Source organism: Desulfobacter sp., from assembly GCF_050177295.1.
In genome coordinates this window covers 1-23313 of record NZ_JBFXHE010000024.1, presented here as the reverse complement: position 1 = coordinate 23313, position 23313 = coordinate 1, and the positions used below count along the sequence as shown (strand labels likewise).

Annotated in this window: 22 protein-coding genes; 7 read left to right on the top strand and 15 right to left on the bottom strand. The window is 50.4% G+C overall.

What is annotated here, in order from left to right; all coding sequences use genetic code 11:
- Positions 1–49: 49 nt before the first annotated feature.
- Genes rlmB through AB7U36_RS03575 form a run of 7 tightly spaced genes read right to left on the bottom strand, consistent with a single transcriptional unit; the run spans position 50 to position 5132 of the window.
- Positions 50–877 carry a 23S rRNA (guanosine(2251)-2'-O)-methyltransferase RlmB gene (gene rlmB / locus AB7U36_RS03605; protein ID WP_428158443.1) on the bottom strand — a complete coding sequence of 276 codons (828 nt, stop codon included), beginning with the start codon at positions 875–877 and terminating at the stop codon, positions 50–52.
- A complete protein-coding gene (gene gmk / locus AB7U36_RS03600; protein ID WP_428158442.1) occupies positions 877–1437 on the bottom strand; it encodes a guanylate kinase in 561 nt (186 codons plus the stop codon). The genes rlmB and gmk overlap by 1 nt, the downstream gene beginning before the upstream one ends.
- Positions 1438–1440: 3 nt before the next feature.
- Positions 1441–1713: a DUF370 domain-containing protein gene (locus AB7U36_RS03595; protein ID WP_035240189.1), complete on the bottom strand. Its 273-nt coding sequence runs from the start codon at positions 1711–1713 to the stop codon at positions 1441–1443.
- A gap of 18 nt (positions 1714–1731) precedes the next feature.
- A complete protein-coding gene (locus tag AB7U36_RS03590; protein ID WP_428158441.1) occupies positions 1732–2616 on the bottom strand; it encodes a YicC/YloC family endoribonuclease in 885 nt (294 codons plus the stop codon).
- Positions 2617–2628: 12 nt separating this feature from the next.
- The gene (locus AB7U36_RS03585) at positions 2629–3168 is read right to left on the bottom strand and encodes a DUF4416 family protein (RefSeq protein ID WP_428158440.1); all 540 of its coding nucleotides are present in this window, start codon (positions 3166–3168) and stop codon (positions 2629–2631) included.
- Entirely contained in the window at positions 3165–3353 is a 189-nt protein-coding gene (locus tag AB7U36_RS03580) for a Trm112 family protein (protein ID WP_428158439.1), read from the bottom strand. Before AB7U36_RS03580 ends, AB7U36_RS03585 begins: the two co-directional genes overlap by 4 nt.
- Positions 3354–3377: 24 nt before the next feature.
- Positions 3378–5132, bottom strand: coding sequence for an ABC transporter ATP-binding protein (locus AB7U36_RS03575; RefSeq protein WP_428158438.1), 1755 nt, complete (start codon positions 5130–5132; stop codon positions 3378–3380).
- Between the two features lie 66 nt (positions 5133–5198).
- On the opposite strand from AB7U36_RS03575, the gene AB7U36_RS03570 reads away from it, so the two are divergent.
- From AB7U36_RS03570 to AB7U36_RS03555, 4 genes are all read left to right on the top strand, one after another.
- The gene (locus tag AB7U36_RS03570) at positions 5199–6494 is read left to right on the top strand and encodes a 3-deoxy-D-manno-octulosonic acid transferase (RefSeq protein WP_428158437.1); all 1296 of its coding nucleotides are present in this window, start codon (positions 5199–5201) and stop codon (positions 6492–6494) included.
- 81 nt (positions 6495–6575) lie between these two features.
- Positions 6576–6827 carry a hypothetical protein gene (locus AB7U36_RS03565; RefSeq protein WP_428158436.1) on the top strand — a complete coding sequence of 84 codons (252 nt, stop codon included), beginning with the start codon at positions 6576–6578 and terminating at the stop codon, positions 6825–6827.
- A 137-nt stretch (positions 6828–6964) separates the two neighbouring features.
- A complete protein-coding gene (locus tag AB7U36_RS03560) occupies positions 6965–8224 on the top strand; it encodes an OmpP1/FadL family transporter (protein ID WP_428158435.1) in 1260 nt (419 codons plus the stop codon).
- Between the two features lie 231 nt (positions 8225–8455).
- Positions 8456–9241, top strand: coding sequence for a hypothetical protein (locus AB7U36_RS03555; protein ID WP_428158434.1), 786 nt, complete (start codon positions 8456–8458; stop codon positions 9239–9241).
- 17 nt (positions 9242–9258) lie between these two features.
- Here the strand turns inward: AB7U36_RS03555 and AB7U36_RS03550 are convergent, their stop codons facing one another.
- The 7 genes from AB7U36_RS03550 to AB7U36_RS03520 form a co-directional block, all read right to left on the bottom strand.
- Entirely contained in the window at positions 9259–10305 is a 1047-nt protein-coding gene (locus tag AB7U36_RS03550) for an ABC transporter permease (protein WP_428158433.1), read from the bottom strand.
- Positions 10306–10390: 85 nt separating this feature from the next.
- Complete coding sequence (locus AB7U36_RS03545) at positions 10391–11419, bottom strand: ABC transporter permease subunit (RefSeq protein ID WP_428158432.1); 1029 nt, start codon at positions 11417–11419, stop codon at positions 10391–10393.
- Between the two features lie 16 nt (positions 11420–11435).
- Entirely contained in the window at positions 11436–14093 is a 2658-nt protein-coding gene (alaS, locus tag AB7U36_RS03540; protein WP_428158431.1) for an alanine--tRNA ligase, read from the bottom strand.
- Between the two features lie 31 nt (positions 14094–14124).
- Complete coding sequence (gene recA, locus AB7U36_RS03535) at positions 14125–15177, bottom strand: recombinase RecA (protein WP_428158430.1); 1053 nt, start codon at positions 15175–15177, stop codon at positions 14125–14127.
- Positions 15178–15194: 17 nt separating this feature from the next.
- Positions 15195–15659, bottom strand: coding sequence for a phosphatidylglycerophosphatase A family protein (locus AB7U36_RS03530; protein ID WP_428158429.1), 465 nt, complete (start codon positions 15657–15659; stop codon positions 15195–15197).
- A gap of 23 nt (positions 15660–15682) precedes the next feature.
- Positions 15683–16888: a nickel pincer cofactor biosynthesis protein LarC gene (larC, locus tag AB7U36_RS03525; protein ID WP_428158428.1), complete on the bottom strand. Its 1206-nt coding sequence runs from the start codon at positions 16886–16888 to the stop codon at positions 15683–15685.
- Positions 16885–18030 carry a M20/M25/M40 family metallo-hydrolase gene (locus AB7U36_RS03520; RefSeq protein ID WP_428158427.1) on the bottom strand — a complete coding sequence of 382 codons (1146 nt, stop codon included), beginning with the start codon at positions 18028–18030 and terminating at the stop codon, positions 16885–16887. The genes larC and AB7U36_RS03520 overlap by 4 nt, the downstream gene beginning before the upstream one ends.
- Positions 18031–18347: 317 nt before the next feature.
- On the opposite strand from AB7U36_RS03520, the gene AB7U36_RS03515 reads away from it, so the two are divergent.
- From AB7U36_RS03515 to AB7U36_RS03505, 3 genes are read left to right on the top strand one after another with little or no spacing between them, the layout of a single operon-like run.
- Positions 18348–20354: an LTA synthase family protein gene (locus AB7U36_RS03515; RefSeq protein WP_428158426.1), complete on the top strand. Its 2007-nt coding sequence runs from the start codon at positions 18348–18350 to the stop codon at positions 20352–20354.
- 13 nt (positions 20355–20367) lie between these two features.
- Complete coding sequence (locus tag AB7U36_RS03510) at positions 20368–21045, top strand: response regulator transcription factor (RefSeq protein ID WP_428158425.1); 678 nt, start codon at positions 20368–20370, stop codon at positions 21043–21045.
- A complete protein-coding gene (locus AB7U36_RS03505; RefSeq protein ID WP_428158424.1) occupies positions 21042–22427 on the top strand; it encodes a sensor histidine kinase in 1386 nt (461 codons plus the stop codon). The genes AB7U36_RS03510 and AB7U36_RS03505 overlap by 4 nt, the downstream gene beginning before the upstream one ends.
- Before the next feature lie 3 nt (positions 22428–22430).
- On the opposite strand, the gene AB7U36_RS03500 is transcribed toward AB7U36_RS03505, so the two are convergent.
- Positions 22431–23039: a methyltransferase family protein gene (locus AB7U36_RS03500; RefSeq protein ID WP_428158423.1), complete on the bottom strand. Its 609-nt coding sequence runs from the start codon at positions 23037–23039 to the stop codon at positions 22431–22433.
- Positions 23040–23313 lie beyond the last annotated feature (274 nt).

Sequence of the window (23313 nt, the reverse complement as noted above, 5' to 3'; positions counted from 1 at the left end):
ACCAGGGCGCAAATCCTCAGCCCCATGGCTTTGACCCGTTTTTTTATCATCAGGCACTGAAACCCAGGCGCTGGCGCCGGGCCTCGAACATGGCAATACCGCCTGCCACAGACGCATTCAGGGAGGTCACATGGGTTTCCATGGGAATGGACAAAATAAAATCACAGGCTTTTCTGACCCCGGGCCGCAGCCCGGTATGCTCGCCCCCCACCACAAGGACCAGGTTACCGGTAAGGTCTGCCTCAAAAAGGCCTTTATCTGCACCGGCATCCAGACCGGACACCCAGGCCCCATATTTTTGAAGGTCCCGGATCAGAACGGAAAGGTTGGTGGCTAAAAAGATGGGGGCATGCTCCATGGCCCCGGCTGAACTGCGGGAGACCCCGGCAGACGGCAGGGCACAGCGGTCTTTTGGCATCACGATGTAATCAACGCCGGCACACAGGGCTGTGCGGATCAACGCACCGGTATTCTGGGGGTCTTCAATGCTTTCAAGAATAAGCGTAAAAAACGGATCTGTCCGGGTTTCAATCTGTGTGAGCAGGGTGGATACCGGTTGAACCGGAAAGGAAGAGACCCTGGCGGCAATGCCCTGGTGACGGCCAAAACCAGCCAGCCGGTCCAGTTCCTCACCGGCAAGGGTTTGGACAGCCACCTTCTTTTCACCGGCCAGGTCTGCCACGGCTTGTACACGCTTATCAGACCGGTTCTCATACACCATGATGGATTCAAATTTTCGGCGGCCGGCTTTCAGGGCTTCAAATACCGAATGATATCCGTAAAGGATTTCTTTATCCCCGGGATTCCGGTTCTCACTTTTTCGTCCCTGGCCACGGGGGGGGCGGCCCCGGCCCTGGGAATCGGATTTGCCGGCCATCAGTTCGCAATCTCCCGTTCAATAATGCCAATGAATTCGGCAACCGCCTCATCCAGCACATCATTGACCACCACATGGGCATAAAAGGACTTCTGGTCTATTTCCCCTTTTGCGTTATCCAAGCGTTTGCGGATGACCTCTTCGGCATCGGTTCCCCTGCCCCGCAGCCGCTGTTCAAGTATCTCTAAAGACGGAGGCATGATGAATATGGAAACCGGATTTAGGCCCGAATCCATAATCTGACGCCATCCCTGGACATCAATATCCAATAGAACGCTTTGGCCTGCGGCAAGCTGTTCTTGAACGAAAAGTCCGGAAGTGCCGTAACAATTTTCGTGGACTTGTGCCCATTCCAGCATCTGGCCGGATGCCACCATTTCCATGAACTGTACCTTATCCGTAAAAAAATAATCTTTTCCGTGGACCTCGCCCTGCCGGGGTTTCCGGGTGGTATGGGAAATGGAATATACCAGGCCTTGAAACCGTTTCAGAACTGCTTTGACAAGGGTGGTTTTGCCGGCTCCGGACGGTGCGGAAACAATGAAAAGTTTTGCCGCCATGTACTATTCCTCCTGAGGTGCTCCGGGGTTTTGGATCAGGGATTCAAAGCGTGCGGAAACCGTTTCCGCCTGAATCGCGGACAGAATCACGTGGTTGGAGTCTGTCACAATGATGGCCCGGGTTTTTCTGCCATGGGTCGCGTCAATGAGGCGCCGGTCCTCCCGGGCTTCATCCTTAATCCGTTTCATGGGCGCCGAGTTCGGGGATAAAATCGCCACCACCCGGTCGGCCACCACTGTATTGCCAAAACCGATGCTTAAAAGTGGCTGTTCCATAGTTTTCCTTTTTTAATTTTATTCGATGTTCTGCACCTGCTCCCGGATTTTTTCCAACTCGGATTTCAGGTCTACCACGGCATGGGACAGGGTTGCGTTGCCGGCTTTGGAACCAATGGTGTTAAATTCCCGGTTAAACTCCTGGATCAGAAAATTAAGCTTTCTGCCCTGGGACTCATTTTCATCCATGACCTCCCGGAACATTTTAATGTGGCTGTGCACCCGGACAATCTCCTCGGACACATCACTTCTGTCCGCAAGAAGCGCTGTTTCCTGGGCCAGACGGACCGGATCAAAGCAATCCCCGTCCTCGGAGGTAAGCACGGTTAGGCGTTCCTTAAGCCGGGCCTTGTAAACTTCCGGTATGGTTCTGGCCTGTTCTTCAACGCCTTGCATGCGCTGTTCAATGCCTGAAATACGACGGGCTAAATCCTGGTACAGATTTTCCCCCTCGCTCTTTCTCATGCGGTCAAGGGCCTCAGCTGCGGTCCGGGCCGTGTCACACAGGGCGGAGCGGATAAACTCCAGGTTGACTTCAGGTTTTGCAGCCACAATGACCTGCTTTGCCCCGAGTATGGTTTCCAGGGCAATTTCACCGGAAAGGGAAAGGGTGTCCTGGACCGTCTTCAATGCGTTATAATAGGCTTTGGCCTTGATAATGTCCACCGCAAACAGGTCCTGGTCCAGGGACTGGTCCTCCAGATTCACCCGGATCTCTATTCTGCCCCGGGTATGGAACTGCCCCATGATTTTCTTAACTTCCTCTTCAAAGGGCTGGCAGGTCTCAGGCAGATAAATCGAAAAATCCAGGGAACGGGAATTATACGCGCGAACGGTCATGTCCACGGTCATGGCATCCAGGGTGTGCGACACTTTGGCAAAAGCGGTCATGCTTTTTATCATACAATTATCCTTTTATGGCGTTTGATCATGAGCCTTAAGATCAGCAAGATATTTCTGCCTCACCTGGCCTAAAAATTTCAGCACAGCACGGGAGGCATAATCCGGGTAAGTCCACGCCAGGGTTTGAAAACCCTTTTTGGTGTACATTAATGTCAGATCTGCATAAATTTGCTGTCCAATGTAAATCCTGTGGGAATACTCCTTTCCCGTGGCCAGGATAAACCGGGAAGCCAGAAGATACCCCGGGTCAATGTTGATGGTTCTGTTGTTTTGCTCCAGACAGCCGGATTCAATCCTGTTGGTGTCAAGTTTGATCGAAGCAAGGGCATCCTGTTCCATGAGCGGCTTGAATGCAATAAGTCTGCGAAACAAAGGTTCCCCCATTTCCCTGTAATAATAATCTGTGAAATCAAAATCCAGCCAGGGGGAGATCATATCCACGGGACCGCCCACGGCTTCAAGGCGTGGGAAGACCGATTCCAGGACCGTTTTATCTTTCATGAAAACCGACATCACAAGCTTGGCCGGTGCAGGTTTTTTAGGCGTACTCATGGGTTAACGGGAATTTGTTTAACAGGGATTGCCTCGTCAATGAGCATAATGGGAATATCATCCTTGATTTCGTATTTAAGGGCACAGGCGTTGCAGACCAGTCCGTCTTCTGCCGGGGTCAGTTCCACCGGGCCTTTGCATTTGGGGCAGACAAGAATTTCGAGCAGTTCTTTTGATACAGCCATGGCAGTATCTCCTTGAAAAATATATCAGATTTTTGAGGTTTGCATGGATTGCAGTTTATAATACGGACCTTTTGAAGCCATCAGGTCATCATGGCCACCTTGTTCAACAATGGTGCCGTCTTTGAGCACAATGATCCGGGAGGCATAATTGATGGTGGACAGCCTGTGGGCAATGACAAAGGAAGTACGGCCCGCCATCAGATTTTCCAACGCCTTTTGCACAACTTGCTCCGCTTGGGAATCCAGGGCCGAGGTTGCCTCGTCCAGAATCAGCACCGGCGCATTTTTCAACAGCGCCCTTGCAATGCAGATCCGCTGTTTTTCCCCCCCGGACAACCGGGAACCCAGCTCTCCGATCACAGTATCATATCCCCTGGGAAACCCGCAGATAAAATCATGGGCAAAGGCTGCCTTTGCTGCCGCTTCAACAGCGCCATCATCTGCATCCATTTTTCCATACCGGATATTGTCCCGCACGGTCTCGTTGAATAAAATAGGTTCCTGGGTCACAATGGAAATATGGTCCCGAAGGGAAGCAATGGTCAGGTCCCGGACATCGTGGCCGCCGACAAAGACCGTGCCCCCGGCCACATCATAAAGTCTTGGGATCAGGTTCACCAGGCTGGTTTTGCCGCCGCCGCTCATGCCGACTAACGCCAGGGTCTCTCCGGGTGCCGCCTTTAAATTGATGTTCTTCAGGGCTAAAGACTCTTCAGAACCGTAGGCAAAGGAGACGTTTTCAAACACCACTTCACAGGATGACGCATTAAGGGGCCGGGCATCAAACTTGTCCACCACATCGTTCCGGGTTTCCAGCACATCAAAAACCCTGGATGCGGCAGCCACCCCCTCCTGGATGGTATTGTTCAGGTTGGACAATTTCTTCACCGGGTCATAAAGCATCATCACGGCAGTCAAAAAAGAGAAAAACACCCCGGGTGTGGACGTGCCGTTGACCACCCGCATCCCGCCGAACCAGACAACAAAAGCAATGCCTAACCCGCCTAAAAATTCCATCACCGGGGAGGACAATGCCCGTGTCATCACCTTTTTCATCTCCAGACGGAACAGCTCTCCGGTTTTTTCCTTGAATCTGGCTGTTTCAAAGGACTGAAGATTGAATATTTTAATGATCTTTGCCCCGGAAAAGGTTTCATGCAGAAAGGAATTTAGATCTGCCATGGTTTCCTGGGACCCTGTGGAAAACCGCCGGATTCTTTTACCAAACAGGACAATGGGATAAAAGGCAAGGGGAAGTACAATAAAGGCACCCAAGGCAAGTTTCCAGTCCCGGTAAAAAATAACAAACAAAAACGCCACAACGGAAAAAGAATCCCGGAACAAACTGATGACGGCAGTGGACACCATGCCTTTGATAATATTGACATCATTGGTGATCCGGGACATGAGTGCCCCGGTTTTCTCCTTGTGGATATATGCAATGGGCAGATTCATGATCTTTTCATAAAGGCTGTCCTGAAAATCGCGGATAATACGCTGTCCCACATGGTTCATCAGGTATTCCGACCCGTATGAACCAGCGCCTTTCAGAAAAAAGACCAGGACGGCAAGACCGGGGATGAGCAATAACTTGGTACTGTCCCTGGCAATGAAAATATCATCAAGCACCGGTTTAACCAGCAGGGCCATGGCACCGTTGGCGCCTGCCACCACCACCATACATAACGCAGCCAGGGCAATTTTTTTCCAGTGTGCAGACACCATCCGGATAATCTTTTGCCTGCGTTCTTTGGACAGTCTGTTTTTTCTGGGTTTCATGGGCAGGGACAATTGCTTTACAGATTTTGTTGTCAAGTATCAAAAAACATGAGAGCATAGCCTCCCATGACAAAGTGTGCTTTTATATCCAAATTTTTCCAATTTTACAATATCCTGTGGGATGCTGCCCTGCCTTTTTTAAAACGGCACCCAAGGCTTGCACCAACCTTTGACAGGCGTATCAACCCTGTTCACCTTCAACCGGCAGATATCTGGATACAGGCAGCATCAGCCGGGGAGGCTTATCTTGCCGTATCCGTCATAAAGGCACTTAACCCGGACAGGCCGGTCACCATGCTTTTGACGACAACCACGGATCAGGGCATGAAAATTCTAACCCAAGAGCTGCCGCCAGAAGAATTTTCACCCCGTATCCGCCTGTGCGTTGATATCTTCCCCTTTGACAGCCCAAAGGCCATGAACAAAGCAGTGCAACAGGTTAATCCTGCTGTCATGGTTCTGCTGGAGACAGAACTGTGGCCGGCGCATCTTTATGCCTTAAAAAGGAATCGTACAAACGTATTGATCATCAACGGCAGGTTATCCCCAAAAAGCAGCCGGAATTACCGGCTCACCAAAGCGTTCTGGCAATCTTTTGCCCCGGAATGCATCCTGGCCGTCTCTGCCGAAGACGCCCAAAGATTTTCCCAGGTATTTCCCCACACCCGTGTTGAGACCATGGACAACATCAAATTTGACCGTATGACGGTTCAAGAAACGGCCAGTAAAATTTCCGCATTAGCTGCAATTGTGCCCAGGGAACTGCCCTTGTCTATTTTTGCCTCCTTCCGCCGTCAGGAAGAAAACCAGATCATTGACATGGTAAAAACCTTATCAGAAAAGGTGCCGAACCAGGTTATTGCCCTGTTTCCCAGGCATATGCACCGGATAACCCCATTTTTAAAAAAACTGAATAAAAACGGCCTCAACGTTTACCAAGGCTCACAGCTATCATCCGTTCTAACCGGCCCGGCCATTATCCTGTGGGACAGGTTTGGAGATCTGCACCAGGCTTACAGCCATGCCGGCGCGGTCTTTGTCGGCGGAAGTCTTGCGCCCCTGGGGGGACAGAATTTCATGGAACCCGCAGCCTTAGGCATTCCCACAATAACAGGCCCCCACTGGCAGGATTTTGCCTGGGTGGGAAAAGAGATATTCAGGACTGGCACCGTAATCCGATGTAAAAACTGGCAGCATGCGGCTAAAACCATGTGCAGCCACCTGGTAAACTCCGGAGGCAGAAAAGCCCGTATTGACGCGGTGAGCCGTTATATTTCACAAAAACAGGGCGGGGCACAGACCGCTGCAGACACAATTCTGGCGTCATGGGAGACAAAACAACCTGGAGCGCCGGCTGGCTGACAAAAAGCAAGCCAGTCATCTGGGAACCCAACCCCTTTAACCCGGCTGATCAGCCGGCCCTTGAAAAAGAAGCAAAAGGTTTTGGAACGTTATTTCACCAAGACGAAAAACCGGCTGAAAGATGCGAAAACGCATTTTGACAAGTTCAGCCACAGCCGCTCTCAGCAGGAGATGGCCAATATCGCCTGTCTGAAATCCATTCGCGACTTTTTCGCAAAGCTTCCCGGCCTGACAAAAAAACTCAACCCAGGGTACAGGTGCATGAAAAAAGATGGGGCTGGTCTTAGACAATCTGCTGTCAATTCTATATTTTTCCAGTTGACAAGCGTTTAAACAAATCGTATGCATGTCCGAAAATCGTATGCATGTTCAAAAATTAAAAATCGGTTTCCGGGTATACAGGCATAAAACTGGGCAAACGCCTGTTTGATAATCCTTGAAATCAATTGACCACAGGAGGAAAAACAGAGATGATGAGAAGATGGTTTTTGATCGTATTGATTCTGGGAACGGCCGTTCCTGCATTTGGCGGCGGTATTGACAACAAGCAGAACTTTTCAGCGGCATATGTCGGCAGCCTCAGCCGAAATGCCGCAACAGACGGTGCGGATGCCGCAGCGTACAACCCTGCCGGCCTGATGCAGCTCCAGAACGGGACCTACCTGGAGGTCGATCTCCAGCCCTTTACCTTTGACTATGACCATGAATTCAACGGGGAAACCCAAACCGCCAGTCCCAACCTGATCGCCCCCATGGCCTTCGGGGTCCACAAACGGGAGAAATGGGCCGTATGGGGGGCTTTTACCATTAATGGCGGCGGCGGGGAGACCGAATACGACAACGGCAACATCATCACCCAAACCGTTGAGAATCTCATGGCCGCGGGTGCGTTCTACAGAGGGGCCGGTATCCTGCCAGGAGGGACGCTTTCCCAGCCCTATGCCTATGCCAAAAGCTATGACTACGCCTTCACCACAGGCCTCTCCTACGATCTTCACCCCATGGTCTCTGTTGCCGCCGGGGTCAGGTACGTGATCACCGACAAGGAAGTGGATCTCCACGGCACCTACAACGGCTCCTATATCCTGGCCAAATACGAGCAGGAAGCAGACGGTTTCGGAGGGGTGATCGGTATCGACATCCATCCTTCGGACAAGCTCAACATCGGTATCCGGTATGAATCAGAAGTCAACCTGGACTGGGACACTGATACGGGCGGATCAAACCCGGACGGCATATTCCTTCTCAGACAGTTCGGCCGGGTGGACGGCCAGAGCTATGCCAGGGATCTTCCGGCCGTACTGGCGATCGGCCTTGAGTGGAAAATCCTCCCCAAGCTCACGCTCAAGCCCTCATTCTCCCTCTACTTTGAAGAAGATGCGGATTGGGATACCCAGAATTACGCCGTGGACGGCAACTCCTTTGATCTGGCCCTGGCCCTTCAATACGATGTCAACGCGGACTGGTCCCTGACCGCGGGTTATCTTTATATCGACGTGGACATGAAGCCTGAAAACTTCGGCATCATTGAGCAGATGAATCCGCCCCTTGACTGCCATGCCTTTGCCCTGGGGGCAAAATACAGGATGACGGAGCAAATTACCCTGACCCTGAGCGCTGCCGGATACTTCTACAAAGACGACACCGCTCCCGCAACCCTTGTAAGTCCAGAAGTCACCTACGACAAGACTCTGTATCAGGGAGGTATCGGTATCCAGTATCGGTTCTAACCGGCCAGAGGAATCCAACAGGAGGAAGTATTATACTTAAAGTTGCTGTTAATGGTTTTGAAAAAACCGGTTGCAGAAATTCGACCTGTGCATGAATCATGACAAGATTAATAAATTGACAGGGTCGCTGAGACGAGTTAATTTCTATACAATTATACCGGTTGAATTAAGGCTTTCTGGAAACTGAAGGAAGCTTTTTTGTGAAGGATCAGAATCAAAACAAGGCAGCCTATGAACAATACAAATTCCATATTTCAAAACAAGGCTCTGCTGATTACCGTTGCCATGCTGCTGGTTTTCGTGGAACTCCAAATTTTCTTCGTTTTTTCGGCAAAATCCGGAAAAAAGCAGAGCCTTCAGGTTCTGAATGATTCGGGAACAGTCATTTACGAAACTGATGGGACGAATTTAACCCAGTTTAAAAAGTATTATTTTGAAGCAACCTTCGGCCCCTTTGAAAATTATCAAAAAAAGCTGGTCACCCGGACAGTGCCTTTTCCATTCAGGGCCTGGTTTGCCACGGCCCTTGGCCTTCCTTTAGGGTTTACGCTTTTGTTTGCCTTTATTATATCAGCCGCCTCAACACTTTTCGGCAAAAAGCAAAAAGAGCCCCAGGCACCCCCGGATGCGGACGTTGCGCCCAAGGGGAAAGTGGATCAGATTTTAACCCATATCAACCGTATGAATATTTTTATGATTGGCCTGGGCGTTTTTCTGGTTGTTCTTGCCTTCTGGGTGCTGCCCAATCTGGTTTCCGTCATCGGTAAAACCGGTCTTGAAATCATTGAGCGGTATCGATGGTTTTTTGCCATTTCCGGCATTGCCATTCTTTTGATTTTTGCCTGGTTTCTTTACTTACGATATCTCCTGGCCAAAAAGACCCTGGAAGCAGAAACCCATATCCGGGAGCATCAGTTGAACCTGAGCAGATTGCCAGGACCTGAACCGTCCTTCCTTGAAATCGAAAATAAATCTGATCCCGATATACTGGAGATTTCCGCTTCATCAGAAGATTAACCGCTGTCTGTAACGGGCTATTCATATACTGTATGGCGCCGGGGATCAAAGGCCTCTCTGATGCCTTCGCCGATGAAGGTGACGGTCATCAGCGTCACCACAAGGGCAGACACCACGGCAGCGGAAATCCACCAGGCTTCCATGTTCTGCCAGCCCTGGGATAAAAGTTCGCCCCAGGAGGGGGTGGGCGCAGGCAGGCCGAACCCCAGGTAATCCAGGGAGGTTAAGGCCACAATGCCGCCGGAAATGGCAAAGGGCGCATAGGTAACGATCACGGATATGGTGTTGGGAATAATGTGCATGAAAATAATTCTCATGTGCGAAGCGCCCAGGGACCTGACCGCGAGAATATATTCGCGTTCCTTTTCCCGGTAGGTCATGGTGCGCATTACCCAGGTAATGGAAATCCAGCCGAAAAAAGCCATGATCAGAATCAGGATCATAAAGCTTGGCACCACAATGGAGGAGATGATGATGATCACGTACAGAAACGGGATATTGCTCCAGATCTCAATGACCCGCTGGAAAAACAGGTCAAATTTTCCCCCGAAATAGCCCATGGCACAGCCCAGGGATATACCCACAGTATAGTTTAAAAACAGCAGAACCAGGGAAAAAAGAATGGCCGTGCGAAACCCGTACACAAGGCGGGCCAGCACATCGCGGCCCACATTGTCCGTGCCCAGGAAATGCCGAAGGGAAAACGAGGGGGGAAACGGCGGGTATTCATTGAGGCGCAGATCATTTTCATAAGGATTATACGGCACCGGCGGCATAATCACATAGCCTGCCTCCCCTTCCCTGTCCATTTTCTGTTTCAGTTCCCGGTAATTGGTCTCATAGGAATAATCCAGGCCAAAGGTCTTCCCCGGGATCATATCTTTATAGGTGGGAAAATAAAACTCGCCCTGGTAACAGACAACAAGGGCTCTGGAATTAATAAACACTTCGGCAAAAAAGGAGATAAACATCAGGGCCAGGATAATCACAAGGGACCAGAAGCCTCTTCTAACACTGCAAAAGCGCCTGAACTGTTCCTTTGTCACCGGGTTCAATAATGCCATACCATCATACTCCTTAGCAACCTCATGGTTGTGAGGATTGCACATTTTTCTGCAACGCGGCAGATGGTGACTTTTCGTTCAAACACTATTTAAACCGGACCCTTGGGTCCACTAGGGCGACACACACATCAGACAAAATATTTCCCACCATGAACAGCAGGGATGAAATCACAAGTATCCCCATCACCACCGGGTAATCCCGGTCCAAAATGGACTCATACCCTAGAAGGCCCATGCCGTCGATATTAAACACCTTTTCAATGAGAAACGAACCCATCAGAAGAATGGAAATATTGTTGCCGAAACTGGTGGCAATGGGGACCAGGCTGTTGCGAAGGGCATGGCGAAAGATGGCCTGTTTAAAGCTCAAGCCCTTGGCAATGGCCGTGCGCACATAATCGGCAGCCAGGTTGTCCATGAGCGTGTTTTTCATCAAAAGGGTCATCACGGTAAAGGAGCCCAGCACATAGGAGAGAAGCGGCAGCACGGTGTGCCATGCCACATCCCTTATTTTTTCCCCAAGCGTCATATCGGTGAAATAGTCGGATGCGAGCCCGCCCAGGGGAAACAGATCCATGCGGGAGGCAAAAAGCACCAGCATGATGACACCGGCCACCCAGCCCGGGATGGCGTAGCCTGTAAAAATAACCCCAGAGGTTATATTGTCAAACCCGCTGTTGTGGCGCACAGCCTTGGCCACGCCCAAGGGGATGCAGACGCCGTAGATGAGCACCATGCTCAATACCCCGAAATAAAGGGATATGGGAATGCGCGCCCTAATCATGTCCCACACCGGGTCCTGGTACCGGGTGGACCGGCCCAGATCTCCTTTAAGCACCTTGAGAAGCCAGATGCCATAGCTTCGGAGCACAGGCTTGTCAAATCCGTAATAGGCTTCAAGTTTTTTGATCTGGTCATCGGACAAAGGCTGGCCCTGCCCCGCCGTGGCCCTGGAACGGCCACCCTGCTCACCCGTGTGCATGGCCCTGGTTTCGGCAATGATGCGCTCAATGGGACCGCCGGGCACAAAGCGGGTGATGGTGAACACCATAATGGTGATGCCGATGAAGGTGGGGATCACTAAAAGGAGCCGTCTGATAAAATACGCTGTCACAGGATAAAAAGGCGCTTCACTCTTGTTTCTTGTTTCCGGTTTCTTGTTTCTTGCCCGATACCGTATCAAAAACAGATGCCAGGGCCTTGTCCAGAAACTCGGGTTTGGTGCCGCCGGCCTGGGCCATGTCCGGCCGCCCGCCACCACCGCCACCCACAATACCGGCAGCGGTTTTAATAATATCACCGGCCTTGAAGGTCTTGGTCAGATCGCTGGTGACCATGGCAATAAGCAATGCTTTGCCGTTGGATTCGGTACCCAGCAGCAGCACGCCCGAGCCCAGTCTGGTTTTGAATTTGTCTGCCAGGTCCCGAAGCTGGGATTGATTTTCAATGTCCACCCGTTTGGACAGGACCTTGACCCCGTTGATCTGCCTGATATTGTCATCCATGTCTTCAACGGATTTGGACGCAATTTTGGCCTTAAGTGCGGCCAGCTCCTTTTCCACGGCCTTTTTCTCGGCCACAAAGGTTTCAAGCCGGTCCACCACATCGTCCCGGGCACTTTTCAGAACAGACGCCACCTTTTCCAAGGCAGACTGATCTGCATGGACTGTTTCAAGGGCAGCAAGCCCTGTCACCGCCTCGATACGGCGCACACCCGAGGCAATCCCCCCCTCGGACAGGATGCGGAACAACCCGATGTCGCCGGTGGCGCGGGTGTGGGTTCCCCCGCACAGTTCCTGGGAGAAATCCCCCTGGGAAACCACCCGGACCACATCCCCGTATTTTTCCTCAAACAGGGCCGTGGCACCGGACCGGACCGCTTCGTCCATGTCCATCTCCTTGGTGGTCACCGCATGGTTCTCAATGATATGGGTGTTGACGTCAGTTTCAATGGCAGCAAGTTCTTCAGGCGTGACAGCGCTGAAATGGGTGAAGTCGAACCGCAGCCTGTCCGGCGTCACCATGGACCCTGACTGCTTGACATGGTCGCCTAAAACCTTGCGAAGCGCTGCATGCAGGATATGGGTGGCCGAATGGTTTGCAGCCGTGGCCCGGCGAAGTCCTGCATCCACCTTGAGGGTAAATGTATCGCCTTTTTTGCAGGTCCCCCTGACGACCTTTCCCTTGTGGATAAAAAGACCGGAAGGATCCTTGACCGTGTCTGTAATCTCAATGGCGCAGGCATCATTTTCAAACAGGCCCCGATCCCCTGCCTGGCCCCCGGATTCAGCATAAAATACGGTTTCAGTGGTGACCATTTCAATTTCGTCACCAGCACTTGCCGTTTCAGCTTCAGCATCATCCTTGACCATGATGAGCAGATCGCTTTGCATTTCAATGGCGTCATAGCCTTTGAATACGGTTTTCACACCTGCCGAGGTCAAAGGTTTATAGGCATCGCCCACACCTGCAAACTTCTTCTTGGATTTGGATCTGGCTTTCTGTTCAGCCATGGCAGCATCAAACCCCTCCAGATCCAGGCCAAGAGCCATCTCCTTGACATGGTCCTGGATAATGTCCACAGGAAACCCAAAGGTATCGTAAAGCTTGAAGATCACCCCGCCCGGGATAATTTTCTCATTTTTCTTTTCAAGGTCCTCAACCGTTGCCTCCAAAAGCTTCATACCGGTTTCAAGGGTTTCAAGGAATTTTTCCTCTTCGTTTTTCACAACGTTGAGAATAAAAGCGGCAGAGTCTTTCAGTTCCGGATAGGCTTCGTCCATAATGGAGAACACGGTCTGAACGGTTTTGTGTAAAAAGGGTTGGGTCAGCCCGATGCTGCGCCCGTACCGGATGGCCCGGCGCATGATCCGGCGAAGCACATAACCGCGCCCCTCGTTGGAGGGCAGCACCCCGTCACAGATCAAAAAGGCACAAGATCTTGAGTGGTCGGCAATAACCTTCATAGCCACTTCCACTTCCCTGGATTCCCCCCGTTTTTTACCGGCCAGTTCCCCGACCCGCTCCATAATAGGAACAAAAAGGTCGGTATCATAATTTGTGGGCACGTTCTGGAGTACGGAGATAATGCGCTCAAGGCCCATGCCCGTGTCAATACTGGGTTGGGGCAGCGGCGTCCTGGTGCCGTCTTCACTTCTGTCAAACTGCATGAACACCAGGTTCCACAACTCCAGCCACCGGTCACAGTCACAGCCCACAGCGCAGTTGGGATCATCACACCCGAACTCCTTGCCGCGGTCAATGTGGATCTCGGAACAGGGACCGCAGGGACCGGTGTCACCCATGGCCCAGAAATTATCTTCGTCGCCTAGCCGGGAGATACGTCCGGCAGGCACGCCAACCTGCTTATGCCAGATCTCAAAGGCCTGATCATCATCTTTATAAATAGATACATGGAGTTTATCGGCATCAAACCCGTACCCGTTGGTGAGCAGGTCCCAGGCAAAGGCAATGGCCTTTTCCTTGAAATATTCGCCAAAGGAAAAATTGCCCAGCATCTCAAAAAAGGTATGGTGGCGCGCCGTATATCCCACATTCTCAAGATCATTATGTTTACCCCCGGCCCGCACGCATTTCTGGGCAGTGACCGCAGTTGAATAATCGCGTTTTTCATCGCCTGTAAAAACACGCTTAAACTGCACCATACCGGCGTTGACGAACAGCAGAGTGGGATCATCCTGGGGTACCAGGGAGGACGAGCGCACATGGCGGTGGTTATGTTTTTTAAAATATTCAAGGAAAAGTTTCCTGGCTTCATTACCTGTCATAGTAGTATTGGCTCCTGCTCAACTGTACCGGTTAGGCTTCCGGCAGACTGTCCTTTCCGGTGTCGGCTGCAGTTTTGGCTGCATCGGATCCGGCAATTCCAAGTTCGGTTCTCACCTTAAGTTCAATGGCATCAAAAATATCGGGATTATCAATTAAAAAGGCCTTTACGTTTTCCCGTCCCTGTCCGATGCGTTCTCCGTCAAACGAATACCAGGACCCGCTCTTGTTCACGATATTCAGCTCAACCCCCATGTCCAGAAGGTCGCCGGTCCTGGAAATCCCCTCCCCGTACATGAGGTCGAATTCAACATTTTTAAACGGGGGGGCCAGTTTATTTTTCACCACCTTGACCTTGGTCCGGGATCCGATCACATCTTCGCCGCTTTTGATGGCGGCAGCCCTTCTGATTTCAAGGCGCATGGACGCGTAAAATTTCAAGGCATTGCCGCCGGTGGTGGTTTCCGGGTTACCGTAGACCACGCCGATCTTCATACGGATCTGGTTAATAAAAATCAGGGTGGTGGCTGTTCTTCCTATTGTTGCGGTCAATTTACGCAGGGCCTGGGACATCAGTCTTGCCTGCAGTCCCATGTGGGAATCACCCATCTCGCCTTCGATTTCCGATCTGGGCACAAGGGCGGCCACAGAATCCACGATCATGATATCAATGCCGCCGCTTCGCACCAGCATATCGGCAATTTCAAGGGCCTGTTCACCGTTATCGGGCTGGGAAACCAGAAGCTCGTCACAGTCCACACCCAGCCGCCTGGCATAGGCCACATCCAGGGCGTGCTCGGCGTCAATGAACGCAGCAATACCACCCTTTTTCTGGGCCTGGGCCACGGCATGAAGCGCAAGGGTTGTTTTGCCGGAAGATTCCGGGCCGTAAATCTCAATGACCCGCCCCCTGGGATATCCGCCCACGCCCAGGGCCTTGTCCAGGGCAAGGGAACCGGATCGGATCACAGGCACGGCTTCCACCTCCCGGCCACCCAGCTTCATGATCGAGCCTTTGCCGAACTGGCGCTCAATCTGAGTCATGACGGTCTGGACAGCTTTTTCCTTTTCCTTGTTTTTTTCCATCTCGTTTTCCTCCTGAATCACACCATAAGGCAGATTGCTTTAAGCAGGAAAGCAGCCAGCACCCCTGCCATTAAATCATCCAGCACAATACCGGCCCCGCCGGAAAAGTTTTTTTCAAACCAGCGGATCGGAAACGGCTTTACTATATCAAAACATCTGAAGGCAATAAAGCCTGCGGCCAACGTGAACAGGGTCACAGGCACCAGGGTCATGGTCACACAAAAACCTGCCATCTCATCAATGACCACAGCCCCCGGATCTTCACTGCCAATCAGGATTTCAGCCTCCTGGGAAATCCAGACCGAGAAAAGTACTACGCCCACCAGAAACAAGGCCGCAGCACCGGGCGTACACACCGTTGCCAGCCACGCCGTGATGCCGATCAGCGGCAGGCCCGCAAGGGTGCCAAAGGTCCCGGGGGCAACAGGCATACGTCCCAGGCCAAACCCCGTGGCAATGAAAAGTATGAGTTTTTCCCCCATCAGATGTATCCTTTCCCGGTCTTTTATAATCGCCCTGTTTGTCTGTCAAGGGGATTTGATTCAGCCAGAATCCGCTCATATACCTGATAAAAGGGCAATTCATGTTCCTGGGCAATGCGTTTGCAGTCATCGTATTCCGGCATGATCCGGGCCTGGCCGTTTGGATCTGTGATCTTTTTGGCGGCAATTTTGCCAAGACTTGTCTCAACCACCACAGGTTCGCGTCTTAATATCATCCGGTCGCAAAGGTGGTACCGCACCCCGATGGTTGTGGTCTCGGACAGCAGGACAGCCGCAAGTGCCTGGTGCTGCGCCTCTCGGCAAATCACCTCAATGCGGGTGGCAGGCCGGTTTTTTTTCATGAATGCCGGTGTAAAACTGACATCCAATGCCTCCTTGTCCATGAGGCGATCCATGACAAAGCCGAGACTTTCCGGGCTCATGTCATCCACATTGGTATACAGTACATAAATCTGGTCTGACAGGATGTTCTCCCCGCAATTTTTTACGGCAGCAGCAGGCGCTCCCAGCACCAGACGCAGAAGATTGGGAACAGATGCGCCGGTGTCGCGTTTGCCGGCCCCGTAACCCACCTTTTCAATCTGCATGGCCGGCATGGCCCCGAACTGCGGGGCCAGGGTTGCCACAATGGATGCGCCCGTGGGTGTGACAATCTCGGTTTTGGCGTCAGATCCTGTCACTTGAAGGCCCTTGAGTATGGCCACCGTGGCCGGAACCGGCACAGGGATGGTGCCATGGGCGCATTTAATGGTCCCTGATCCCAGGGGAACCGGCGTTGCCGCCACCTGGTCCACGCCCAGGTAATCCAGGGCCAGAAAGCTGCCAATGATGTCCACCAGACTGTCAATGCCCCCAATCTCATGGAAGTGGACGGTTTCAATGTCCTTTCCGTGGATATGGGCTTCGGCCCGGGCAATGTGTTTAAAGGCTGTCAGGGCATTGGCCCGGACAGGTTCCGGCAGATCCGCAGATTCGATCATCTGCCGGATGTCGGTGTAATGGCGATGGGTGACATGGTCGGTCACATCCACATACAGGTTGACGGCGCGCAGATGGTGCCGGAACACAATCTCAGTACGCAGGTCAAATCCGTCCAGAACGGCTGACAGTTTTTCTTTGAGCCAGTCCACGGGCACACCAAGATCCACCAGGGCCCCTAAAAACATGTCCCCGGCAATGCCTGCCATCATATCAAGATACAGAATCATTTCGCCGCCTTTCCCGTTGCATGGATTTGAAGGATTTCAAGGACCAGTTCGGCACAACTGACCATATCTTTAAGTGCAATGGATTCCTTAAGGGTGTGCACATCTGTCATGCCTGTGCCGATAACGCCTGCGGCAATACCTTTGCCGAAAAAGACATTGGCATCAGCCGCACCGCCGCTTGTTTTACAGGCCAGGTCCCGGCCCAGGTTCGCAGCTGCTTTCTGGGCAAGCTTGATCATCACATGATCTTCGGGGATATTTGTATGGGGAAAGTCATTTTCCACAATCATTTCCACCCGGGGGAGTGCGTCTCCATCGGCCTGAAGTTCAGCCATGGTATTTTCAAAGGTGGAGACAATGGTGTGTGTGACCTTGTCGAGTTTTTCAGGAGCATGGGACCGGGCTTCGCCGTGAATTTCCACATATTCAGGCACGATATTGGTGGCAGCCCCGCCGGAAATAAGCCCAAGGTTGCAGGTGGTTTCCCCGTCAATGCGGCCAAGCTCAAGTTTGGCAATGGCGCAGGAAGCCGCATAAATGGCAGAGACCCCGTTTTCCGGAGAACTGCCGGCATGGGCGGCCCGGCCGTAAATTTTCGCACTGATCTTGTTGGCCGCAGGTGCCCGGTTCACAATACCCTGGGTGTCCACAGCATCCAGAATGTATCCGAATTTTGATTTGAGCAGGGCGCAGTCAAGGTGCTTGGCCCCTAAAAGACCCTGCTCCTCACCCACCGTCATGACCACCTCAACAGGAGGGCACGGCAGGTTATTTTCTTTGACAACCTGCATCACCTCAAGGATGATGGCAAGGGCGGACTTATCGTCGGAACCCAGAATGGTGGTGCCGTCACTTCTGAACACCCCGTCCTCAAATATGACATTAACCCCTTTACCCGGCACCACCGTGTCCATATGTCCGGAGAGCATCACCGGATCAACATCTGCATTGCCTTTAAATGCAGCCAAAAGGTTGCCGCAGTCACCGCTGACCTTGGCACCCGCGTCATCAAACACCACGATTGCCCCAAGGTCTGTCAGTTCCTTTTCAAGCACCTTTGCGATCACTGCCTCGCTGCCGGATTCGGAGTCAATCCGGGCAAGGGCTTCAAACCGCTGCCCCAGGCGTTCTTCATCAATCATCTTTCATCCTTTATATATTAAGGCTCACCAAGACCATTTAAACAAATGGGATAATATACTAGAATTTATCGGGGAATGCCAGTCCCTGTTGACAGATCTCCAGGGCAATGGAAAAGGAATGATGTAGCATAGCGTTTCTTCACACTTTCTTCATAATACCGATGTTATCGTGCCGCATAAGATATGAACGCATCAGCAAAGACGCCCTAACAAAGAGAAATACCGCAGACTTAAATCGGTTTCCATGGTCATCAGCCGGTATTTCCACATGTTATTTTACGATCTGTTTTAACCCAATTGATGGAGCATATTATTCAATGGCACGTATAACTAATAAGTCTGCCGGAACACGATTCATGATCGTGCTTCAATTGTCTTTAGTTTCTATTATCTGTTTTGCTTTGATGCGGGGGGTGCTGCTGGTCCGGGCCTGGCCTCACATTGATAATTTTTCATCGGCCTGGCTATACATTTTCGGTCAGGGATTAATATATGACGTCTCTTTTATCAGTTATTTTTCTATTCCCTTTGTTCTTTTCTTCCTTTTTCTGCCCAATAGATGGTTAAACTCAGGCACCGCAAAATATCTGATCCAGGGCGGTGTTTTTCTGCTTCTTTATGGCCTTGGTTTTTGCATGGTTGCCGAATGGTATTTCTGGAGCGAATTTGGTGTGAGGTTCAATTTTATCTCCGTGGACTACCTGGTATACAGACGGGAAGTTACTGACAATATTTTGCAATCCTATCCGGTTTTTACCATTCTGGCGGTTCTTTTCATCCTCACAGGCTTTGTGTTTCATTTCATTCGCCCTGCAATTCTAAAAAATCTCAGCGTAACAGAGTCCTTTAAAAAAAGAGTGATCATCGCAGGGTATCTGCTCATGCTTCCCTTGTTGCCGTTTTGCCTGATTGACCAGTCCCGGCGGTGTGTTTCCGACAACAACTATGTGAATGAACTGGCTTCCAACGGGCCCTATCAGCTCTTTGCCGCATTCCGGAACAACCAGTTGGATTACCGGCAGTTTTATGTGACTGGAAACGATCATGATCTGTCTGCACGATTGAAAAAACAGGTCATAACGGATGGCGAAAAGCCCAAAAAGGACGATTATGACATCGGCAGGTACATCAAGGCACAAGGTGCCCCCAATAAACTCAACGTCATGCTCATCACCGTTGAAAGTCTGAGCGCAGAATTTCTGACCCGGTTCGGCCAGACAAATGACATCACCCCGTTCATGGACAAATGGTTTGAACAGGGAATGCTTTTTACCCATTTTTATGCTACGGGCACCCGCACCACCAGGGGGCTGGAGGCCATTACCCTGTCCATTCCCCCCACGCCGGGAAGATCCATTGTCAAACGGCCGGATAACAGCCGGCTGTACAGTCTTGGAAAAGTATTCGAAGATTCAGGATATGATACGGCCTTTTTTTACGGTGGGCGGGGCTTTTTTGACAACATGAACGCCTTTTTTTCGGGAAATGGCTATCGGATTGTGGATGAGCCTTGCCTGGGCAGCGGCGAGGTCACATTTAAAAACGCCTGGGGGGTGTGCGACGAAGATATCTTCAACCGGGCCGTCCGCGAGGCCAACCAGGCATACACGGCACAAAAACCCTTTTTCTTTCATATCATGACAACCAGCAACCACCAGCCGTTTACCTTCCCTGAAGGTAAAATTGATCTGGCGCCCGGAGAAGGCCGGGGCGGCAGCGGGCGGTCCGGCGGGGTGAAATATACCGATTATGCCCTGGGACAGTTAATAAATCAGGCAAAAAAACAGCCCTGGTTTGATGACACCGTATTTATTGTCGTGGCGGATCACTGCGCCGCCAGTGCCGGAAAAGTCGGCCTGCCTGTGGAAAAATACCATATCCCGCTGTTTATCTATTCGCCAAAGCATATCCGGGCCATGGAGATAGATACCCTGGCCAGTCAGATAGATCTGGCGCCAACATTGCTGGCCCTGTTAAATATTTCCTACCAGAGCCACTTTTTCGGAAAAGATATCCTGGGTTCTGATTTCCAAGGCCGGGCCCTGATCGCCAATTACCAGAAACTTGGGTTGTTGAAAAAAGATGAGTTGCTGTTTTTATCACCAGGTAAACAGATTAACCGGGTTGCCCTTAATGATGAAAATCCGGTCCTTGAAAAGGTTGCCGTGGACTATCCCGGGGCCAGCGATTTAATGGCATATTACCAGGGGGCGGATTACGTATTTACACATCAGCTGAACCGGTGGGCGTTGTCTTCCAGTGAGCGCAATATTTGTTATTTGTCTGATATCAGGTTATTATCAAAAGCATCACACCGTAAATGAAAGAAAATTTGGGATGAACATACTAATCGTTGACGATGATACAGGGCTTCTGACACAGTTGAAAACCACCCTTCAAAGAAAGCATTATGGGGTGGATATCGCTGAAAATGGCGAGCAGGCCCTGGACAAGGTCTTTGATATCCCCTATGACCTTATCCTTTTGGATATCATGCTTCCCCGCATGGACGGCTTAAGCGTTCTCCAGGAGATCCGCAAAGCCGGGATGGATATGCCCATACTTATGCTGACGGCGCGAAGCGATGTTCAGGACAGGGTCAAAGGGCTGGATTACGGTGCTGATGACTACCTTGCAAAGCCCTTTTCCATGGCAGAACTCATGGCCCGGATCAGGGCCATGCTTCGAAGAAAAGGAAATAAGACCCCCATACTTGAAGTGGGGGCGGTTCGTCTGGACACGGTCAAACGAAGCGTGTTTGTGGATGGCGGGCAGATCCATCTGACCGCCAAAGAGTTTTCAATCCTTGAATTTCTTTTGCATAACAAGGGCAGTGTCGTTTCACGGTTCAATCTTGCCGAGCATATCTGGGGGGAGGAGTTCGATCCCTTTTCCATGTCCAATTACGTGGATGTCCATATTAAAAATCTTAGAAAGAAGCTTACGGCACACGAGGATGAGCCTGTCATTAAAACCATCCGGGGCATCGGATTTATCATTGAAGAACAGGTATGAAGATCCGCAAAAAAATAACCCTCTGGATTTCCGGGGCCGCCCTTTTTTCCACCATGGTCTTTTCATCTATTATTTTTTTTGAACTGACCCAGGAACCGTTCAAACTCATCGACAAAGAAATTCAGCATATGGCCGTTGTCCTGGCCAAAAGGATAACAAAAGACACAAATAGAGGAGACGCTTTTGATCCGGACGGTATGCCGTATAATCCCGACGAATACTGGATTGTGGCCAAAGATGATCAAAAAAAAGTGATTTACCGGTCAAGACTGACAAAATTTACCGATCTTCCCACACCAGCCGGAAAGACCAGGTTCCTGATCGAAAAACATATCCCAAGATCCGGTATCTGGTTGAAACAGGATCGCAATGATGATGTGATGTTCAGGGGAATGGTCGTTCAGCAGGAGATAAACGGCTGTTTTATGGAAATTCGTATTGCAAAACCCATTGAAGACTTTGAGGAAGAATTAATCAGGCTTGGCATTAATACCGGGGCCAGTCTTTTTCTTTGTGCGCTGGTTATCTTTATTTTGAGCTATGCCCTGGCAGGCAGGATCTTAAGGCCGATTTCAGCCATCATAAATCAATCCAGGGAGATCAGTGAGAAATCCCTGGATAAACGGATTCCTCTGGGTAAGACCCGGGATGAGCTCTATGAGTTGTCTGTGGCATTAAATAAGATGTTTGACAGAATCCAGCACTCTTTTATCCGCCAAAAGGAGTTTATAGGCAATGCGGCCCACGAATTAAAGAGCCCCATCACCCTTTTGATGCTGGCCCAGGAGGATATGCTCATCAATGAGAATTTATCTTCATCAGCAGAAGAAAGCCTGATAAAACAGCTTGAAACAAGCCGCCGCATGAGCCATCTGGTTAAAAACCTGCTGGATCTTTCCAGGATGGAACAGCAGGATGTATTACACACGGAAAAAATAGATCTGTCCTTACTGATCAAAAGGGTTCTTGATGATTACGGCGATGTGCTGGCTGAAAAACAGATTCATGTTCACAATCAAATTGACGCCCCCTGTCCGATTATGGGTGATCCTGAAAAATTATTTCGCCTTTTTGTCAATCTGGTTGATAACGCCATCCGGTACAACCTGCCTGAAAATGGCGTTATAAAAATCAGTCTGGCCCGATCCAGGACAACGGTCTGCATTGAAATTCTGAACACCGGCCTTGAAATCCCGGAGCAGGACCTTTCCCGCCTGTTTGAGCAGTTCTATCGTGTTGAAAAGTCGAGATCCCAGGCCCTGGGGGGATCAGGACTTGGCCTGGCCATTGCCAGAAAAATCGTCAGTCTCCATAACGGCACCATCTTTATCCGTAATGCCCCGAACCAAATGATACAGACAAGGGTTGAACTGCCGGCTTAAATTTTAATAAATGGTCCATAACGCATCGATCAGCCCGCTTTTTCTGACACCCTCCAGAACTTCAAGAATTCCCACACTCCAGACAAACCACAGTGCACTGAATATATGAACACGGTAAATACCCGGATTGACCATATAGGTTTCGGGTTCTTCAAATATTGAAATATCCGGAAAAAATGCAGGGACATTGCGGGTGTATTTTTCGAACACAGCGCCGAAAAGCGATCGAAGTCTTTTTTCTTCACTTTTTATTACAAAAGGATAATAACATGAAAATAAAATAATAAAGAGAATGGGAAAGATCAGTGTTTCTGTGCAGAAACCAATCCCAAGAGCCCCCAGCATACTGAAAAAGTAGAGCGGATTTCTACACATTGAATAAGGCCCTTTGGTAATCAATTGTTTATCCTTGTATCCGGCAATATAAAGAGAACACCACATGCGGCCCAATGAAGCGACGCCAACCAGAACGATGCCGATAAATAACAAAATAAAACTGAGCATGTCATTGTCTGTTTCCCAGCGGCTTTTTGTGGCAGCAATAAAAAATAAAACAAAAACAGCCACTATCCGGGAGATCAAAATTCTGTATTTTTCAATATTCAAAAGCATTTTAAAATTTCATCCTAATCCAGTTTTTATAAAATTTTTATGCAACGCTGGAGTAGATTCTAAAACAGAAACTATGAAGAATTTATGAAGTGGATAAGAGAATATGAGATGAATCTGCTTGTGGCGGAGACTGTGGACCGTAAAAGCCTTTTTAACCCGATGAATTACAGTAAAAATAATGGCAAGTAAACATTATACCCCACATGGGCCGCAAGCCCGCAACGAACAATGAAACTAAAGACGCCAACAATGCGGGGTCTGAGCGACAATGTTA

Bases quoted from the DNA above. Each gene is read 5' to 3' on its own strand.
- rlmB (WP_428158443.1), bottom strand. From the start codon at position 877: ATGGCCGGCAAATCCGATTCCCAGGGCCGGGGCCGCCCCCCCCGTGGC.
- gmk (WP_428158442.1), bottom strand. From the start codon at position 1,437: ATGGCGGCAAAACTTTTCATTGTTTCCGCACCGTCCGGAGCCGGCAAA.
- AB7U36_RS03595 (WP_035240189.1), bottom strand. From the start codon at position 1,713: ATGGAACAGCCACTTTTAAGCATCGGTTTTGGCAATACAGTGGTGGCC.
- AB7U36_RS03590 (WP_428158441.1), bottom strand. From the start codon at position 2,616: ATGATAAAAAGCATGACCGCTTTTGCCAAAGTGTCGCACACCCTGGAT.
- AB7U36_RS03585 (WP_428158440.1), bottom strand. From the start codon at position 3,168: ATGAGTACGCCTAAAAAACCTGCACCGGCCAAGCTTGTGATGTCGGTT.
- AB7U36_RS03580 (WP_428158439.1), bottom strand. From the start codon at position 3,353: ATGGCTGTATCAAAAGAACTGCTCGAAATTCTTGTCTGCCCCAAATGC.
- AB7U36_RS03575 (WP_428158438.1), bottom strand. From the start codon at position 5,132: ATGAAACCCAGAAAAAACAGACTGTCCAAAGAACGCAGGCAAAAGATT.
- AB7U36_RS03570 (WP_428158437.1), top strand. From the start codon at position 5,199: ATGACAAAGTGTGCTTTTATATCCAAATTTTTCCAATTTTACAATATC.
- AB7U36_RS03560 (WP_428158435.1), top strand. From the start codon at position 6,965: ATGATGAGAAGATGGTTTTTGATCGTATTGATTCTGGGAACGGCCGTT.
- AB7U36_RS03555 (WP_428158434.1), top strand. From the start codon at position 8,456: ATGAACAATACAAATTCCATATTTCAAAACAAGGCTCTGCTGATTACC.
- AB7U36_RS03550 (WP_428158433.1), bottom strand. From the start codon at position 10,305: ATGGCATTATTGAACCCGGTGACAAAGGAACAGTTCAGGCGCTTTTGC.
- alaS (WP_428158431.1), bottom strand. From the start codon at position 14,093: ATGACAGGTAATGAAGCCAGGAAACTTTTCCTTGAATATTTTAAAAAA.
- recA (WP_428158430.1), bottom strand. From the start codon at position 15,177: ATGGAAAAAAACAAGGAAAAGGAAAAAGCTGTCCAGACCGTCATGACT.
- AB7U36_RS03530 (WP_428158429.1), bottom strand. From the start codon at position 15,659: ATGGGGGAAAAACTCATACTTTTCATTGCCACGGGGTTTGGCCTGGGA.
- larC (WP_428158428.1), bottom strand. From the start codon at position 16,888: ATGATTCTGTATCTTGATATGATGGCAGGCATTGCCGGGGACATGTTT.
- AB7U36_RS03520 (WP_428158427.1), bottom strand. From the start codon at position 18,030: ATGATTGATGAAGAACGCCTGGGGCAGCGGTTTGAAGCCCTTGCCCGG.
- AB7U36_RS03515 (WP_428158426.1), top strand. From the start codon at position 18,348: ATGGCACGTATAACTAATAAGTCTGCCGGAACACGATTCATGATCGTG.
- AB7U36_RS03510 (WP_428158425.1), top strand. From the start codon at position 20,368: ATGAACATACTAATCGTTGACGATGATACAGGGCTTCTGACACAGTTG.
- AB7U36_RS03505 (WP_428158424.1), top strand. From the start codon at position 21,042: ATGAAGATCCGCAAAAAAATAACCCTCTGGATTTCCGGGGCCGCCCTT.
- AB7U36_RS03500 (WP_428158423.1), bottom strand. From the start codon at position 23,039: ATGCTTTTGAATATTGAAAAATACAGAATTTTGATCTCCCGGATAGTG.